This is a genomic window from Ramlibacter agri (genome assembly GCF_012927085.1).
Taxonomy (GTDB): Bacteria; Pseudomonadota; Gammaproteobacteria; order Burkholderiales; family Burkholderiaceae_C; genus Ramlibacter; species Ramlibacter agri.
In genome coordinates, this window is record NZ_JABBFX010000001.1 from 1892914 (window position 1) to 1907379 (window position 14466).

A 14466-nucleotide genomic window follows, 5' to 3' on the forward strand; every position below is an offset into this window, starting at 1 on the left:
TTGCATGGCGTTTTCTTCGATTCAGGCGTGGGCGGACCCGTGCGGCCCGCTCGCCGGCAGCGTCACCGGCAGCCGCACGCTGGCGGCCTGCTGCAGCTTCTCCAGCAGCGCCTGCCGGGCGTAGCGGTGCTGGCGCCACAGCGCCATGAAGCGCCCGTCGTGGTCCGACGCCATCCAGCGTTCGGGGTCGCGCAGCCACAGCGCCTGCTGCGTACTGAGGAAATTCACCAGGCGGTTGTGCACCGCCATCACTTCGGCCATGTCGCCGGCCAGTTCCGGGAACCAGGCCAGGCGGATGGTGCAGGCTTCGTCCAGCGCCGCGGCGGCCTCCGGGCCTTCGCCCTGGAACCCGGCGGCCAGGCGCTGCGCGAGCACCCAGCCCGAATAGCGTTCCAGCGCGCGCGTCAGCAGGTGGGCCTGCGCGCGGCGCAGGTCCTGGCCCTGGCGCAGGCGGGCGAGCAGCGCGCTCAGCACCGCGATGGCGGCCAGCGCGGCCAGGAGGCAAAGGCCCAGGTAGAGCGTCGTCAGGTGCACAGGTGTTCCGTCCTCAGGCTGCGCGGCGCGCGGCAGCTTTCTTCGCCGGCGCCTTGGGCGCCGTTTTCCTTGCCGCGGTCTTGCGTGCGGCGGTCTTCCTGGCAGCCGGCTGCTTCGCCGGTTCCGCACCGCCGCCGCGCAGGCTGCGCCGCAACAGTTCGGTCAGGTCGATGACGTCGGCGCCAGCGGCCGCAGGCGCTTCCTCCAGCGGCTCCACGGCCGCGGCTTTGCCCGCTTTCGCCTTGGCGGCAACCAGCTTCATGATGGCGTCGTGGAAGTTGTCGCGCCAGTCCTGCGCCTTCCAGTGCCCCGCCATGTCGGCAATCAGATGCTTGGCCATCTTCAGTTCCGTGTCCTTGATCCCGGCCTTGCCTTGCGCGGGCAACGGCAGCCCGTCCCAGGTCCGCACTTCGTCGCCCCAGCGCAGCAGGTTCAGCACCAGGGCCGGCCCGAAGGGCAGCAGCACGGCCAGGTGCTGCTTGCTGTGGATCACCACGCGCGCCAGGCCCGCCTTGCCGGTTTCCTCGAGCGCCTGCCGCAGCAGCGCATAGACTTTCTCACCGCGGTCGACGGGCGCCGTGTAATAGGGTTTCTCGAGGTACACGAAGGGCAGCTCGTGGATGTCGATGAACGAGACGATCTCGATCGTCTGCGTCGTGCGCGGATAGGCCGCTTCGATCTCTTCCGGGCTCAGCACGACATAGCTGTCCTTGCCGTGAGCCACGCCCTTCACCACGTCTTCCTTGGCGATCTCGCGCCCCGTGCGCTTGTTGATGCGCTTGTAGCCGACCGGGTCGAGCGTGCGCCGGTCGAGCCAGTCGAAGTCGACGTCGGTTTCCTCGGTGGCCGAGTACAGCCCGATCGGGATGTGGACCAGGCCGAAAGTGATGGCCCCTTTCCACAGCGAGCGCGTGGAGCTGCGGGCCATGCCCTTGGTGTCTGCCATTTCAAAGCGTGTGGATTGTTTCCGGCAGTTTGCAAATGCGGCTGGGCAGAAGCTGTCGGACACGCCCCGCGCGTCCTGTAGGCAGGCAACGAATGCGGCGTGAAGCGCGCTTCAGTGCGCGGGCGCGAACTGCTCCGCCTGCCGTTGCCACCGCAATGCCAGGCGGCCGAAGCTGCCGCGGCAACCGCTGTCGAAGCATTCCTGTGCGGCCAGCGTCTCGAAGTTGCGGGCGATGCGGCGCGCCAGGAGGTAACGGTGCGCCGGCGCCTGCATCTGCATGAAGGCCGTCATCAGCGAGAGGGTCGCCGACCACAAGGCACGGCTCGCCGCTGCGAGCTGCGCAGCCGGGTTGGAGGGCAGGGAGGAAACGGACGACGCGGACTGCGGCGATGGCATGGGGCCATCATGAGGTACCCGCGCGGGAGGGACTGTCAGCCCCGGGCGCCGGTGCGGGCCGCGCCGTCCTACAGGCGGCTCATCAGGCGCGCGGGCTTTCGCCGGTGGCCTGGGCGCGGGCGTGGCGCTTCTTGCCGGCGGCGCGGGCTTCCTCGCTGGTGAACTCATGGGCATGGCCGCTCTGGTGCGCGGCGCGGCCGCCGAGGCTGGCGATCTCGCGCTGGCGCTGCGGATCCATCGCCGCAAAGCCGCGCAGCGACTTCTTCGTGGCGGGCTTCATGTTGTCGTCGTGGGTGCCGGTTTGGGAATCCATGTGATCCTCGTCAGGGTTGGGTCTTGGCTCGAACAAACAGGGGGAAGGCCCGCTGTCCACTTTGCACCTTGCTTCGGGCATCGGCTCAGCGCAACGGCAGAGTCTGTTCGTGTTCAGCGTTCGGATGTGTAGGACGGCGCCCATAGCTGTGTCGGAGCGGTCCTAGCCGCGGACGGGCAATGTTCTAGACTCGCCCCGATGAAGATGGAGTCGCCCCCTGTTGCTGTAGCAACTGCCGAAGCGCAATGGGTAGAAGGGGAACTCGTTCGCAGCCTGATGCGCACCCAGCGCTCCACGCAATGGGTGGGCCTGGCCTTCATCGCCATCTTTGCCGCCGTGCTCTGGCCCGGCTCGCCGCCCGGGCCGCTGGCGGCATGGACGGTGCTCGCGGCCGGCGTCGCCCTGGCGCGCCTGCGGGTGCTGCGCCGCTACGAGCGGGAAGTGATGGTCGGCGGCAGCGAGGAACACATCGCGTTCCACCACCGCTACCACCTGCTCTGGCCGGCGTCGGCGCTGGTGTGGGGCCTGGCCACGCTGATCTTCTTCGACCGCATCGCGCTGGCCGACCAGTTCCTCTGCTGGCTGATGCTGGCGGGCCTGGGCATGTTCACCACCCACAGCCTGTCCAGCGAGCGCACGGCCCTGACCCGCTACCTGGACGCGTTCGCGCTCAGCATCCTGGCCTTCATGGCGTGGCGCATGGTCTTCGAGCTGCGCCTGCAGGGGCCGACCTACCACTGGTGGCTGGCGCTGCTGCTGCTGGCCTTCTGGCAGGTGCTGCGGCGCGCCGGGGTGCGCATGCACGATACCCAGCGGCGCAATTTCGAGCTCCAGTATCGGAACAACCTGCTGATCGAATCGCTCACCCGGCAGACCCAGGCGGCCCTGGACGCCGTGGAGATCAAGAACCGCTTCCTGGCCAGCGCCGCGCATGACATCCGGCAACCGGTGCATGCGCTGGGGCTGTATGCCGACTGGCTGGGCAGCGAGCCGGAGCTGGTGCACGAGCTGGCGCCCAAGATCGTGGAATCGACCAAGGCCGTGCACCAGCTGTTCGACTCGCTGTTCGACCTGGCGCGGCTGGACTCCGGCAAGATCAAGCTGAACATCGAGACCGTGAACGTCGCCAAGCTGATGCGCGACCTGGAGCTGCAGTACCGGCCGCTGTGCGAAGCCAAGGGCCTGCAGTTCCGGCTGCACGTGCAACTGGGGTCGGTGGTGTCGGACCCGATCCTGCTGCAGCGGATCCTGGGCAACCTGATCTCCAACGCCATCCGCTACACCCAGCGCGGTGGCATCCTGGTGGCCTCACGGTCCACCCGCAAGGGCTTGCGCATCGAGGTCTGGGACACGGGGGTGGGCATCGCCCCGGTGCACCAGAAGGAGATCTTCCGGGAGTTCTACAAGGTGCCCCATGCGGGCACCGAGGACGGCTTCGGCCTGGGGCTCTACATCGTGGCCCGGCTCACGGGCATCCTGGGCCATCCGCTCACGCTGCGCTCCCGGGTGGGACGCGGGACGGTGTTCCGGCTGCTGCTGCAGCCCACCGATGCCCGCAGGGCCGCGGAGCGGGCGCAGGCCTCGATGGAGCAGATCCTGCCGGAACGCGGCTGACTTGGGGGCTAGGGTGCGCCGCTTTGCTGCGCACCGCGCGAGGACGCCTCAGGACGCCAGCAGCCCGTGCATGCGGGCGAAGTGGATCGTCTGCGTGCGGCTCTTCACGCCCAGGCGGCGGAACAGGCGCCACAGGTGCACCTTCACCGTATGTTCGCTGATGCCCAGCTCGTCGGCGATCTCGCGGTTGGACAGCCCGCGATCCAGCATGACGATCAGCTGCTTCTGCCGCTTGGACAGCTTGTTGTCCGTGGGAGCCAGCTCTTCGAATTGTCCGTCGGCCGACAACAGTGCCCGCAGCGCGTTGCCGATCTCCAACCCGCCTGAGGATTTTTCGATGTAGATGTCGGCGCCCGCTTCGATGCATTGCTCCTCCGCGTCGGCCGCGGGGGAGGCGGAAAGCACCGCCAGGGGCGTCTCGGGGAAGCGCTTTTTGAGCTCATGCACGCCGGAAGCGCCGGTGGTGTCCGGCAGCTTCAGGTCCAGCGTGATCAGGTCCGGCGCGCCATGCTGGCCCACCGCGGCTTCAATACTGCCAAGCCGGTCGAGTTCCACCACGTTGGCGCCCGGGCGCAGGCGCCGCAGCAGCATCACAACAGCTTCGCGCATGAGCGGATGGTCGTCGATGACGTAAAGAGTCATGTTTTTCAAGGGATTTTCCCGCGTGATCTGTTGGCAAGGATACAGAAGTCGCCATTACGACTCGCGGTCTAATCCGATGGTTTTAGGCGTCGGACAAAGCCTTCAATGCGGCTTCGACCTCGCCGACGTCGACACCCTCCGCCGCCTCGGCCTGGCCGGCCCAGCCGGCGCCCGCCTGCTTCAGCCGGGCGATGAACTGCCCGGCTTCCCTGGGCGAGCCGAAACCGGCGCTTTGCAGCAGCAGCTTGCCCTGGGCGTCGACGAGCTTGAAGTAGAACTGGCCGTCAGCTTCGCGGTACTGCTTGAAGCTGGGCAAGGCGGCCTTGCCCTTTTCCTTCTTTCCGGCCGCTGGCAGGGTCGCCAGGTTGCGCAGGCCGACGGCCTGGCGCAGTTCGCTCATGAGCGGCGTGGCCCGCTGGCGGGCCTTGGCGGCGCCGGCGTGCAGGATCTCCTCCAGCTCCGCGGGATGGCTCACCAGGTGGTCGTAGCGCTCGCGCATGGGCGCGATCTCGCGGTCGATGCGCTCGAACAGCAGCTGCTTGGCGTCGCTCCAGGCGATGCCGTCGGCATAGGCCTGGCGCAGCTTCTGCGTCTCCTCCGCGGAGGCGAAGGCCTGGTAGACCTGGAACAGGGCGGAGCCTTCCGTGTCCTTCGGTTCGCCGGGCGCGCGCGAGTCGGTGAGCATCGAGAAGATCTGCTTGCGCACCGTCTCGCGCGGCGCGAACAGGCCGATGACGTTGTCGTAGCTCTTGCTCATCTTGCGGCCGTCGAGGCCGGGCAGCAGCGCCACCGATTCGTCGATCTGCGCTTCGGGCAGCACGAGGTGCTCGCCATAGAGGTGGTTGAAGCTGGAGGCGATGTCGCGCGCCATCTCCAGGTGCTGGGCCTGGTCGCGGCCCACCGGCACCTTGTGCGCCTTGAACATCAGGATGTCCGCGGCCATCAGCACCGGGTACATGAACAGGCCCATGGAGACGTCGGTGTCGACGTCGGTGCCGGCGGCCGTGTTCTTGTCCACCTGGGCCTTGTAGGCGTGGGCGCGATTGAGCACGCCCTTGCCGGTGACGCAGGCGAGCAGCCAGGTGAGCTCGGGAATCTCGGGGATGTCCGACTGCCGGTAGAAGAACACCTGCTCGGGGTCCAGGCCGGCGGCCAGCCAGCAGGCGGCGATCTCCAGCGTGGAGCGCTGGATGCGCTGCGGCTCGTCGCACTTGATCAGCGCGTGGTAGTCGGCGAGGAAGTAGAAGTTCTCGGTGCCGGGCCGCTTGCTGGCCTGCACGGCCGGGCGGATGGCGCCGACGTAGTTGCCCAGGTGCGGGGTGCCGGTGGTGGTGATGCCGGTGAGGTAGCGGACGGTGGCCATGGATGGGGGATTCAGCTGAAAAGACTATACAGAGGGCTCAGGACCACGCGGACGGCGCCCAGGCTCAGGTCGATGAGGGGGCGCATCCACCAGGTGTCGACGAAGCCGGCGACCACCAGCAGCGTGACCAGCATGAAGCCCCAGGGCTCCAGGCGGGCGAGGGCATGCGCGGCCTTGTACGGCAGCAGTTCGACCAGGGCGCGCCCGCCGTCCAGCGGCGGGATCGGCAGCAGGTTGAAGGCGAACATCGCCAGGTTCACCAGCACGCCGGCCTGGGCCATGCCCACGAAGAAGCGTTCGCGGATGCCGGCGACCTGCAGGCCCACCAGCACCACGGCCCACAGCAGCGCCTGCAGGAAGTTGCAGGCCGGCCCGGCCAGGATCACCAGGATGGCCTGCTTGCGCGGGTCGCGCAGGCGGCCCAGGCGCACCGGCACCGGCTTGGCGTAACCGAGGGCATAGCTGCCGCCGGTGGCGACGAACAGCACCAGCGGGAACAGGATGGTGCCGACGGGGTCGATGTGCTTCAGCGGATTGAGCGTGATGCGGCCCGCCACCCACGCGGTGTCGTCGCCGCAGCGGCGCGCGACCCACCCGTGCGCCACCTCGTGGAGGGTGATGGCGAACAGGGTGGGAATGCAGTAGACGAGGATCGACTGGATCCAGAAAGCGGGATTCACGGCGCGGATTGTCGCAAAGAGCAGCGCGGCTGCTATAAACCGTGCCGACATGGACGACGCAACGATCGCGAGCCTGCGGCAGGCCTACCAGCTCACGCCGGGCAACCACGCCTTGCTGGCGCTGCTGCTGCGGGCCTATCTCGAGCGCGAGGAACCGCTGCTGGGCTTCGAGCTGCTGGCCGGGCGCGAGGTGCCGGCCGCCTTCGGCCCCGAGGAGCGCCTGCTGGGCGCGCGCACTTGCCTGGCCGCCGACCAGCCGCAAGCGGCGCTGGCCTGGCTGCTCGATGGCGAGCCGCAGACCCTGCTGTTGAAGGCGCGGACCCTCGCCGAGCTCGGGCGCGCCGACGACGGCCTGCGCGCCTACCGCGAGGCGGTGGCGAAGAACGCCGCCCTCGAGGACCACGGCCTGTCCGCGCAGCTGGAAGGCATGCTGGCGATCCAGAAGGCCGGCGGCCGGGCGCCGCGGGTCACCGTGCTCGCCAACGACGACACGCGCGAAGAGGACATGGCCCGCGTGCTGGAGCCGGCCGGCGAGCGCGTGACCTTCGCCGACATCGGCGGCCTGGACGACATCAAGGAGCAGGTCCGCCGCAAGATCATCCTGCCGTTCCAGAAACCGAGCCTGTTCCAGCGCTTCCGGCAGAAGGCGGGCGGCGGCATCCTGCTGTACGGCCCGCCCGGCTGCGGCAAGACGCTGATGGCGCGCGCCACCGCCGGCGAATGCCAGGCCGCCTTCCACAACGTCGCCATCGCCGACGTCCTGGACATGTACCTCGGCGAATCGGAACGCAAGCTGCAGGCCCTCTTCCAGAAGGCGCGGCAGAGTGCGCCCTGCGTGCTGTTCTTCGACGAGATCGAGGCGCTGGGCGGCCGCCGCCAGCACTCGCGCGAGGCGGCTTCGGCCAAGGTGGTGAGCCAGTTCCTGGCGGAGATGGACGGCTTCGGGCAGTCGAATGCCGGCGTGCTGGTGATCGGCGCCACCAACGTGCCCTGGGCGGTCGATTCGGCCTTCCGCCGGCCCGGGCGCTTCGATCGCGTGCAGTTCGTGCCGCCGCCGGATCGCGAGGCCCGGCGCGCCATCCTGGCGATCCTGCTGCGCGAGCGGCCGGCGGAGCCGATCGACATCGACTTCCTGGCCGCGAACACCTCCGGCTTCTCCGGCGCGGACCTGCGCTACCTGGTGGAGTCGGCGGTCGAGGAGGCGATCGACGCTTCCATCGCGCAGGGACGCGAGGTGCCGCTGAGCGACCAGGACCTGCGCTCCGCGCTCAAGCGCGTGAAGCCGACCACGCTCGAGTGGCTCACCACGGCGCGCAACTACGCCCGCTACGCCAACGAATCCGGCCAGTACGACGAGGTGCTGGCCTTCCTGGACAAGCACGGGAAGCAATGAGCAGGACCCAGAACGCCGCCTACCGCATCGTGGACGAGCCGGCGCCGAGCCGCTGGACGCATATCGCCGTCGACCCCATCTGGCCGCTGTTCGGCTTCATGTTCGGCGGCACCTGGCTGGCCTGGCCCTGGTTCGTGGTCAACGGCCACGCGGTCGGCAGCCCGACCCGCTGGCGCGAGACCGCGCTGGTCGCGCTCGGCTTCCTCGGCTCCTTCGGGCTGCTGTTCCTGGTCTTCTGGGCCCTCGCCGAAGGCTACCTGGGCCGCTCCGACGCCTGGTGGGCGCTGCTGGTCGTGACCTTGTGGAAGATGGGCGTCAGCTACGGGCTGTTCGTGCTGCAGCGGCGCACCTTCGAGCTCTATGCCTGGTTCGGCGGCCGGGTGCGCAACGGCATCCTCGTGGTGGCCGCGGCCTTCTTCCTGCGTGACAAGCTGCTGGCCCTGCTGCCGCACGGCATCTGGCTGCTGGTGGTGTTCTGATGGAAGACCAACTGCGGGAACTGGCCCAGGACCAGCTGGCGCAAGGCCATGTGCACGGCGCGGTGGAAACCTTGCGCCAGCTGCTGGCGAGCGACCCGGACGACGGCGAAGCGCATGCGCTGCTGGCGATCGCGCTGTACAACATGCGCCGGCTGCACGCGGCGCGCTACGAGGCCGGCGCCGGCGTGGCGCTGGCGCCCGAGTCCGCCCTGGCCCACTATGCGCTCGGCACGGTGGAAATGGGCGCGCGCCGCTTCGCCGCCGCCGAAGCCCATTTCCGCCAGGCACTGGCGCTGGAGCCGCATGCGCCGGGCCTGCTGCGCGCGCAGGCTTCGCTGTACGAGCTGTGGGGCAAGCCGGCGCAGGTCGGGCCGCTGCTGCTGCAAGCGCTGGCGCTTGCGCCCGAAGATCCGGCCACCCTCGTCGCCTTGGGCTCGCATGCGTTGCAGCAGGGCCGCCTGGACGAAGCGGGCGAGCGCGCGCTGGCGGCGCTGCGGCTGGACCCGGAATCGGCCGACGGCCTGGCGCTGATGGGACGGGTGCTGCTGCGGCGTGGCGACCCCGCGGAAGCGCGGGAACACGCCTTGCAGGCCCTGCGCATCGATGCCACGCACCGTGGTGCGCTGCACGTGCTATCCGGCGCCAAGGCCCGCCAGAACCCCTTGCTGGGCCTGTGGTGGCGCTACAGCGTGTGGATGGAGTCCATCGGCACCACCCGCTCCATCCTCGTGCTGCTGTTCGCCTATGCCGCCTACCGCATCGCGCTGGGGCTGGCGCAGCAGCAGGGCCTGAAGGACTGGGTCGTGCCGATCGAGATCGCCTGGCTGGCCATCGTGGCCTACACCTGGATCGGCCCGGGCCTGTTCCGGCGCTCGCTGGAGCGCGAGCTGCAGGGCGTGCGGCTCAGCCCGAAGTTTTAAAGACCGAGCAGGCCGACGTCGCCGCGGCCCTGCCGCAGCAGCACCGCTTCGCCGCCCGTGCCCATGGGCGTGAGGTCGATCACCGTGGTCGGCTGGTCGGGGCAGGGGCCGGAACCGATGACCGCGTCGAGCTGGTGCTGGAATCGCTCGCGGATCTGCTCGGGGTCGTTGAGCGGCTCCTTTTCCTGTGGGTCCATCAGCGTGGTGGACAGCAGCGGCGCGCCATGCGCCTCCAGCAGCGCCTGCAGCACCTTGTGGTCCGGCACCCGCAGGCCGATGGTCTTGCGCTGCGGATGGCTCACCCGCCGCGGCACCTCGCGCGTGGCGTCCAGGATGAAGGTGAAGGGCCCCGGCGTCGCCGACTTCAGCAGCCGGTACTGCTTGTTGTCGACGCGCGCGTAGTTGGCCAGCTCGCTCAGGTCGCGGCAGATCAGCGTGAGGTGGTGCTTCTCGTCCACGCGGCGGATCTCGCGCAGCCGGTCGACCGCCGCCTTGTCGTCGAGATGGCAGGCGATGGCGTAGCTGGAGTCCGTGGGCACGGCCACCACGCCGCCCTTGGCGATGACGGCGGCAGCCTGCTTCAGCAGGCGCGGCTGCGGGTTGTCCGGATGGAGTTCGAAGTATTGGGCCATGGCTGTCAGCTCGCGGCGGCGCGGCGCTCCCGCACCGTGAGCCAGGCGCCGGCGGCGCCGCAGAACGCGATCATGCCGATTCCCAGCAGCGACAGGTGGTCCGGCACATGGCCGAAAACCAGGACGCCGCCGATCATCGCAAAGCCGATCTGCGTGTAGAGGTAGGGCGTGAGCACGGCCGCGGGCGCGCGGTAGTAGGCCAGGATCAGCAGGAAATGGCCGACCGTGCCCATCAGGCCCATGAGGCACATGCAGGCCCAGAGCCACGGGTCGGGCACCGCCGTCCAGACGAAGGGCAGCATCAGGAAGGCGGCCGCGGTGCCGGTCCAGCCCGTGTAGAGGTGCATGGTCACCGGATCTTCGGTGCGCGCCAGCTTGCTGGTGAGCACCTGGAAGGCCGCGTTGCTGGCCACCAGCGCCAGCGGCAGCAGGCTGGCCCAGCCGAAGGTGCCGCCGCCCGGGCGGATGATGATGAGCGTGCCGGTGAAGCCGCCGACCACCAGCGCCCAGCGCAGCGGCGACACGCGCTCGTGCAGCAGGCGCGCGGCCAGCAGCGTGATGACCAGCGGCGTGATCATGACCATGGCGGTGAACTCGCCCACCGGCAGGTAGCGCAGGCTGGTGAACGACAGCACGCTGCTGGCCAGCAGCAGCACACCCCGCACCAGCTGCCAGCCCAGGCGCCGGGTGCGCCACACCTGCATACCGCGCAGCGGCAGCACGACCGCCGTCGTGGCCACGGCCTGGAAGAAATAGCGGAACCACAGCGCCATCAGGATCGGCACGCCGGCGCTGACGTACTTGGTGGTCGTGTCGAGGACCGAGAAGCAGGCGCTGGCGGCGATGACCAGTGCGATGCCGGCCAGCGCATGCGGCCGCGCGAGCGGCAGGATGGCCGCCTGCGCCGTCACCGGATGCGATCGGCCAGCAGGTCCCACACCGGCACCAGGTCGGCGGGGAGGGGCGGCAGCTTGCCGAGGTCGGTGTGGCTTTCGTCGGGGCTGTGGAAATCGCTGCCGCGCGAGGCCGCCAGGCCGAATTCGCGGGCGGTGCCGGCGTACTTGTTCGCTTCGGCCGTCGTGTGGCTGCCGGTCACCACCTCCACCCCGCGGCCGCCGTGGGCCTTGAACTCGGTGAAGAGGGCGTACTCCTCGTTGGCGGTGAACCGGTAGCGCGCCGGGTGCGCGATGACGGCCACGCCGCCAGCGGCGGTGATCCACTGCACGGCGTCCTTCAGGTTCGCCCAGCGGTGCGGCACGAAGCCGGGCTTGCCTTCGGTGAGGAAGCGGCGGAACACCTCGTTGGTGTCCTTGCAGATGCCGGCTTCGACCAGGTAGCGGGCGAAGTGGGTGCGCGAGATCAGGTCCGGGTTGCCCACGTACTTGAGCGCGCCTTCGTAGGCGTTCGGGATGCCCGCCTGCGCCAGGCCGGCGGAAATTTCCTGCGCGCGGCCGCCGCGGCCGCCGCGCGTCTGCTGCAGCCCGCGCTGCATCTCCGCGTCGTCCGGATCGAAGCCGAGGCCGACGATGTGCACCGTCTCGCCGGCGAAGGTGACCGAGATCTCGGTGCCGGTGAGGTAGCGCATGCCCTTGGCGTGGGCGGCGGCGGCAGCGCGGTGCTGGCCGCCGATTTCGTCGTGGTCCGTCAGCGCCCACAGCTCCACGCCGTTGGCGGCGGCGCGCGCGGCCAGTTCTTCCGGGGTCAGGGTGCCGTCGGAAACAACGGAGTGGCAGTGCAGGTCGGCGTTGAGGGGGGACACGCTCCCATTTTACCGGCGGGGTGGCATCCGCGCAGGAGCCGGGTCTTCGCCAGCCCGGCCCGGAGCGGATGCTGGTTCAGGTTCGCAAATGTAGAACGGTTGCTCCCATTTGTGGAACGGACTATCATCGCCGGCCATGAAGACCCCCACCCGCCCCTATCGCATCGGGCTGATCCACTACGTGCCGCTGGGCGACCCCTTCGTGAACACGGAAGACGTCGCCGATTTCAAGGCCGCGATGGCGCGGCTGGGCTACGAGGAAGGCCGTGACGTCGTGTACGACGAGCGCTATGGCCAACGCGACAAGGCACTGACCTGGCAACAGGTCCGGGAGATGCTGGCGGCCGGCCCGGACCTGGTCTGTTCCTTCCTGACCAATCCCAACATCGCGCTCAAGGAAACGATGGCCGCCACGGGCAAGGCGGTGCCCGTCATCTGCTGGGCGACCGACATGGTGGAAGCCGGGCTCATCGAAAGCCACCGGCGCCCGGGCGGCCATTTCACCGGCTTCACCTACGAGCCCTACAACCAGTGGACGAAGGTGCGGCTGCTCAAGCTGGCCGTCGCTGGACTGAAGCGAATCGGCCATCTCTACAACCCGAGCTATTCGCCGGCCCCGGCGGTGCTGCGCGACCTGCGCGAGGCCGCCGAGGCCATGGCGCTGGAGTTCGGCGTCTACGAAGCCACGCAAGTGGAGCAATTGCAGCCTGCCATCGATGCCATGCGCCGCGATGGCTGTGGCGGCGCCGTCGTCGGCCCGCACGAATTCTTCAACCGCAATGGCGAGCACCTGGGGCGCATGTTCCTGGCCGCGGGCATTGCCGCCGTCGGCAACCAGCTGTCCATTGCCCGCGGCGGCGGGCTCGCCGCCTTCAATGCGCCCAAGAAGCGCGGCTGGCCGATGATGGCGCAGGTGGCGGAACGCATCCTGCAAGGGGCCTCACCGGCGGAGATCCCGGTCGACCGGTCCCTGAAAGGGCCGATGACGATCAACCTGCGGTCCGCGCGCGCGCTGGGCCTGGCACTCCCCGCCAGCCTGGTCGACGAGGCCGACGCACTCATCGAGTGATTCACAAGGAACGATGATGGATTTCTTCAGGCAATCGCATGTTGTGCCCGGCGTGGCCCTGGTGCTGGCCCTGGCGTCGCCGGGCGCTGCAGGGGCGGAAGAATGGCCGGCGCGGCCGGTGCACGTCGTCGTCAACTATCCGGCCGGCGGCAGCAGCGACGCCCTGACGCGGGTCGCGCTGGCCAAGGCCAACGAGACGCTGGGCACGTCCGTCGTGATCGAGAACCGGCCGGGCGCCAACGGCAACATCGGCGTGTCGTACGTGGCGAAGGCCAAGGCCGACGGCTACACGCTGTCGGCGAGCGGGCTCTCGGGCATCATCAATTCCTACCTCTACGCGAAGCTCGACTACCGGTTCCAGCGTGACTTCGTGCCGGTGGCGATGATCGGCCGCAACCCGGGCGTCCTGATCGTCAACAAGTCGCTGCCGGTCCACAACGTCAAGGAACTGATCGCCTACGGCAAGAGCGTGCCTGGCGGCCTGACCTTCGCCTCCGGCGGCGCGGGTTCCAGCCCGCACCTGAACGGCGAAATCTTCCGGCAGGCGACCGGCACGCCCATGCGGCACGTGCCCTACCGCGGAGAGGGACCGGCCGTGACCGACCTGATCGGCGGCCAGGTGCAGGTGATGTTCGCCGTGCTGGCGACGGCCAAGCCGCTGATCGACAAGGGCCTGGTGCGGGCGCTGGCCGTCACCTCACCGAACCGGGCGGAAGCCTTGCCGGAGTTGCCGACCTTGAAGGAATCCGGCATCGGCTTCGGCGTCTACTCGTGGCTGGCGGTCTTCGCGCCCCGGGACACGCCCGAGCCGGTGCTGGAACGCCTGAACCTGGCTATCCGCAAGTCGCTGGCCGACCCCGAGGTGAAGAAGCGCGTGACGGAGATGGGCGCCGAGACCATCGACATGTCGCTGCCGGAGCTGCGCGACTACGTCCGCAGCGAAGACAGCTACTGGCGCGAGACGCTGAAGAAGGTCGACGTCCAGATGAACTAGGTGTTGGCAGGGGTGCCGCGGTCTGGTCCACTTGCGTCCCATGATCACCGTCCACCACCTGAACAACTCGAGATCGCAGCGCGTGCTGTGGCTGCTGGAAGAACTGGAACTGCCGTACGAGGTGCGCTTCTACGAGCGCGACCCGCAGACGCTGCTGGCGCCGCCGGAGTTGCGCAAGGTGCATCCGCTGGGGAAGTCGCCGGTGATCACCGATGGCGAGCTGACGCTGGCCGAATCCGGCGCGATCCTCGAATACCTGGTGGAGCGCCATGGCGCGGGCCGGTTCGCGCCCGCGGCGGGCACGCCGGAGCGCATCCGCTACACCTACTGGATGCATTACGCGGAGGGCTCGCTGATGCCGCCGCTGCTGCTGAAGCTGGTGTTCGACCGCATCGGGCGGGCGAAGATGCCTTTCCTGGCGCGGCCGGTGGCGCGCGGCATCGCGGAGAAGGCCCGCGGCGGCTTCGTGCAGCCGCAGATCGACCGCCACCTGGCCTACCTGGAAGGCGAACTGGCCGGCCGCGACTGGTTTGCCGGCGACAGCCTCACGGCCGCCGACATCCAGATGAGTTTTCCGCTGGAGGCGGCGCAGGCGCGCGGCGGGCTGGACCAGCGCCATCCGAACCTGCTGGCTTTTCTTTCGCGCTGCCACGCACGGCCGGCGTATGAACGGGCCCTCGCGAAGGGCGGCCCGTTCGACGTCGTGGGGTGAGCGCAGGTGCGCAGCGGAGC

17 protein-coding genes are annotated in these 14466 nt (G+C 69.2%); 7 read left to right on the forward strand and 10 right to left on the reverse strand.

Annotated features, from left to right (window positions below; genetic code table 11):
- Positions 1-21 precede the first annotated feature (21 nt).
- From HHL11_RS09165 to HHL11_RS09180, 4 genes are all read right to left on the reverse strand, one after another.
- Complete coding sequence (locus HHL11_RS09165; RefSeq protein WP_169418092.1) at positions 22-534, reverse strand: hypothetical protein; 513 nt, start codon at positions 532-534, stop codon at positions 22-24.
- A 13-nt stretch (positions 535-547) separates the two neighbouring features.
- Positions 548-1480, reverse strand: coding sequence for a non-homologous end joining protein Ku (ku, locus tag HHL11_RS09170; RefSeq protein WP_240980035.1), 933 nt, complete (start codon positions 1478-1480; stop codon positions 548-550).
- A gap of 111 nt (positions 1481-1591) precedes the next feature.
- Positions 1592-1876, reverse strand: coding sequence for a hypothetical protein (locus HHL11_RS09175; RefSeq protein WP_169418093.1), 285 nt, complete (start codon positions 1874-1876; stop codon positions 1592-1594).
- A gap of 82 nt (positions 1877-1958) precedes the next feature.
- A complete protein-coding gene (locus HHL11_RS09180; protein WP_169418094.1) occupies positions 1959-2189 on the reverse strand; it encodes a KGG domain-containing protein in 231 nt (76 codons plus the stop codon).
- A gap of 276 nt (positions 2190-2465) precedes the next feature.
- Between HHL11_RS09180 and HHL11_RS09185 the strand changes: the two genes are divergently transcribed.
- Positions 2466-3803 (forward strand): sensor histidine kinase, encoded by a 1338-nt coding sequence (locus tag HHL11_RS09185; protein ID WP_169418095.1) that lies wholly within the window; start codon positions 2466-2468, stop codon positions 3801-3803.
- A 48-nt stretch (positions 3804-3851) separates the two neighbouring features.
- Here the strand turns inward: HHL11_RS09185 and HHL11_RS09190 are convergent, their stop codons facing one another.
- The 3 genes from HHL11_RS09190 to HHL11_RS09200 form a co-directional block, all read right to left on the reverse strand.
- Positions 3852-4445, reverse strand: a complete 594-nt coding sequence (locus HHL11_RS09190) for a response regulator transcription factor (protein ID WP_169418096.1) — start codon at positions 4443-4445, stop codon at positions 3852-3854.
- Between the two features lie 82 nt (positions 4446-4527).
- Positions 4528-5808 (reverse strand): tryptophan--tRNA ligase, encoded by a 1281-nt coding sequence (locus HHL11_RS09195; protein ID WP_169418097.1) that lies wholly within the window; start codon positions 5806-5808, stop codon positions 4528-4530.
- A gap of 11 nt (positions 5809-5819) precedes the next feature.
- On the reverse strand, positions 5820-6497 hold the full coding sequence (locus HHL11_RS09200; RefSeq protein WP_425355207.1) for a site-2 protease family protein: 678 nt from the start codon (positions 6495-6497) through the stop codon (positions 5820-5822).
- Between the two features lie 40 nt (positions 6498-6537).
- Between HHL11_RS09200 and HHL11_RS09205 the strand changes: the two genes are divergently transcribed.
- From HHL11_RS09205 to HHL11_RS09215, 3 genes are read left to right on the forward strand one after another with little or no spacing between them, the layout of a single operon-like run.
- A complete protein-coding gene (locus tag HHL11_RS09205; protein ID WP_169418099.1) occupies positions 6538-7881 on the forward strand; it encodes an ATP-binding protein in 1344 nt (447 codons plus the stop codon).
- Entirely contained in the window at positions 7878-8360 is a 483-nt protein-coding gene (locus HHL11_RS09210) for a hypothetical protein (RefSeq protein WP_169418100.1), read from the forward strand. Before HHL11_RS09205 ends, HHL11_RS09210 begins: the two co-directional genes overlap by 4 nt.
- Positions 8360-9280, forward strand: a complete 921-nt coding sequence (locus tag HHL11_RS09215; RefSeq protein ID WP_169418101.1) for a tetratricopeptide repeat protein — start codon at positions 8360-8362, stop codon at positions 9278-9280. Before HHL11_RS09210 ends, HHL11_RS09215 begins: the two co-directional genes overlap by 1 nt.
- Here HHL11_RS09215 and HHL11_RS09220 read toward each other — a convergent pair.
- Genes HHL11_RS09220 through HHL11_RS09230 form a run of 3 tightly spaced genes read right to left on the reverse strand, consistent with a single transcriptional unit; the run spans position 9277 to position 11671 of the window.
- Positions 9277-9912: an L-threonylcarbamoyladenylate synthase gene (locus HHL11_RS09220; protein WP_169418102.1), complete on the reverse strand. Its 636-nt coding sequence runs from the start codon at positions 9910-9912 to the stop codon at positions 9277-9279. The genes HHL11_RS09215 and HHL11_RS09220 overlap by 4 nt on opposite strands.
- A 5-nt stretch (positions 9913-9917) precedes the next feature.
- Positions 9918-10823 (reverse strand): DMT family transporter, encoded by a 906-nt coding sequence (locus tag HHL11_RS09225; protein WP_342593192.1) that lies wholly within the window; start codon positions 10821-10823, stop codon positions 9918-9920.
- Entirely contained in the window at positions 10820-11671 is an 852-nt protein-coding gene (locus HHL11_RS09230; RefSeq protein ID WP_169418103.1) for a 3',5'-nucleoside bisphosphate phosphatase, read from the reverse strand. Before HHL11_RS09230 ends, HHL11_RS09225 begins: the two co-directional genes overlap by 4 nt.
- A 136-nt stretch (positions 11672-11807) precedes the next feature.
- Between HHL11_RS09230 and HHL11_RS09235 the strand changes: the two genes are divergently transcribed.
- From HHL11_RS09235 to HHL11_RS09245, 3 genes are read left to right on the forward strand one after another with little or no spacing between them, the layout of a single operon-like run.
- Positions 11808-12740 (forward strand): ABC transporter substrate-binding protein, encoded by a 933-nt coding sequence (locus tag HHL11_RS09235; protein ID WP_169418104.1) that lies wholly within the window; start codon positions 11808-11810, stop codon positions 12738-12740.
- 16 nt (positions 12741-12756) lie between these two features.
- Positions 12757-13734 carry a Bug family tripartite tricarboxylate transporter substrate binding protein gene (locus HHL11_RS09240; RefSeq protein WP_169418105.1) on the forward strand — a complete coding sequence of 326 codons (978 nt, stop codon included), beginning with the start codon at positions 12757-12759 and terminating at the stop codon, positions 13732-13734.
- Between the two features lie 40 nt (positions 13735-13774).
- Entirely contained in the window at positions 13775-14446 is a 672-nt protein-coding gene (locus HHL11_RS09245; protein WP_169418106.1) for a glutathione S-transferase, read from the forward strand.
- The last annotated feature ends 20 nt before the right edge of the window (positions 14447-14466 follow it).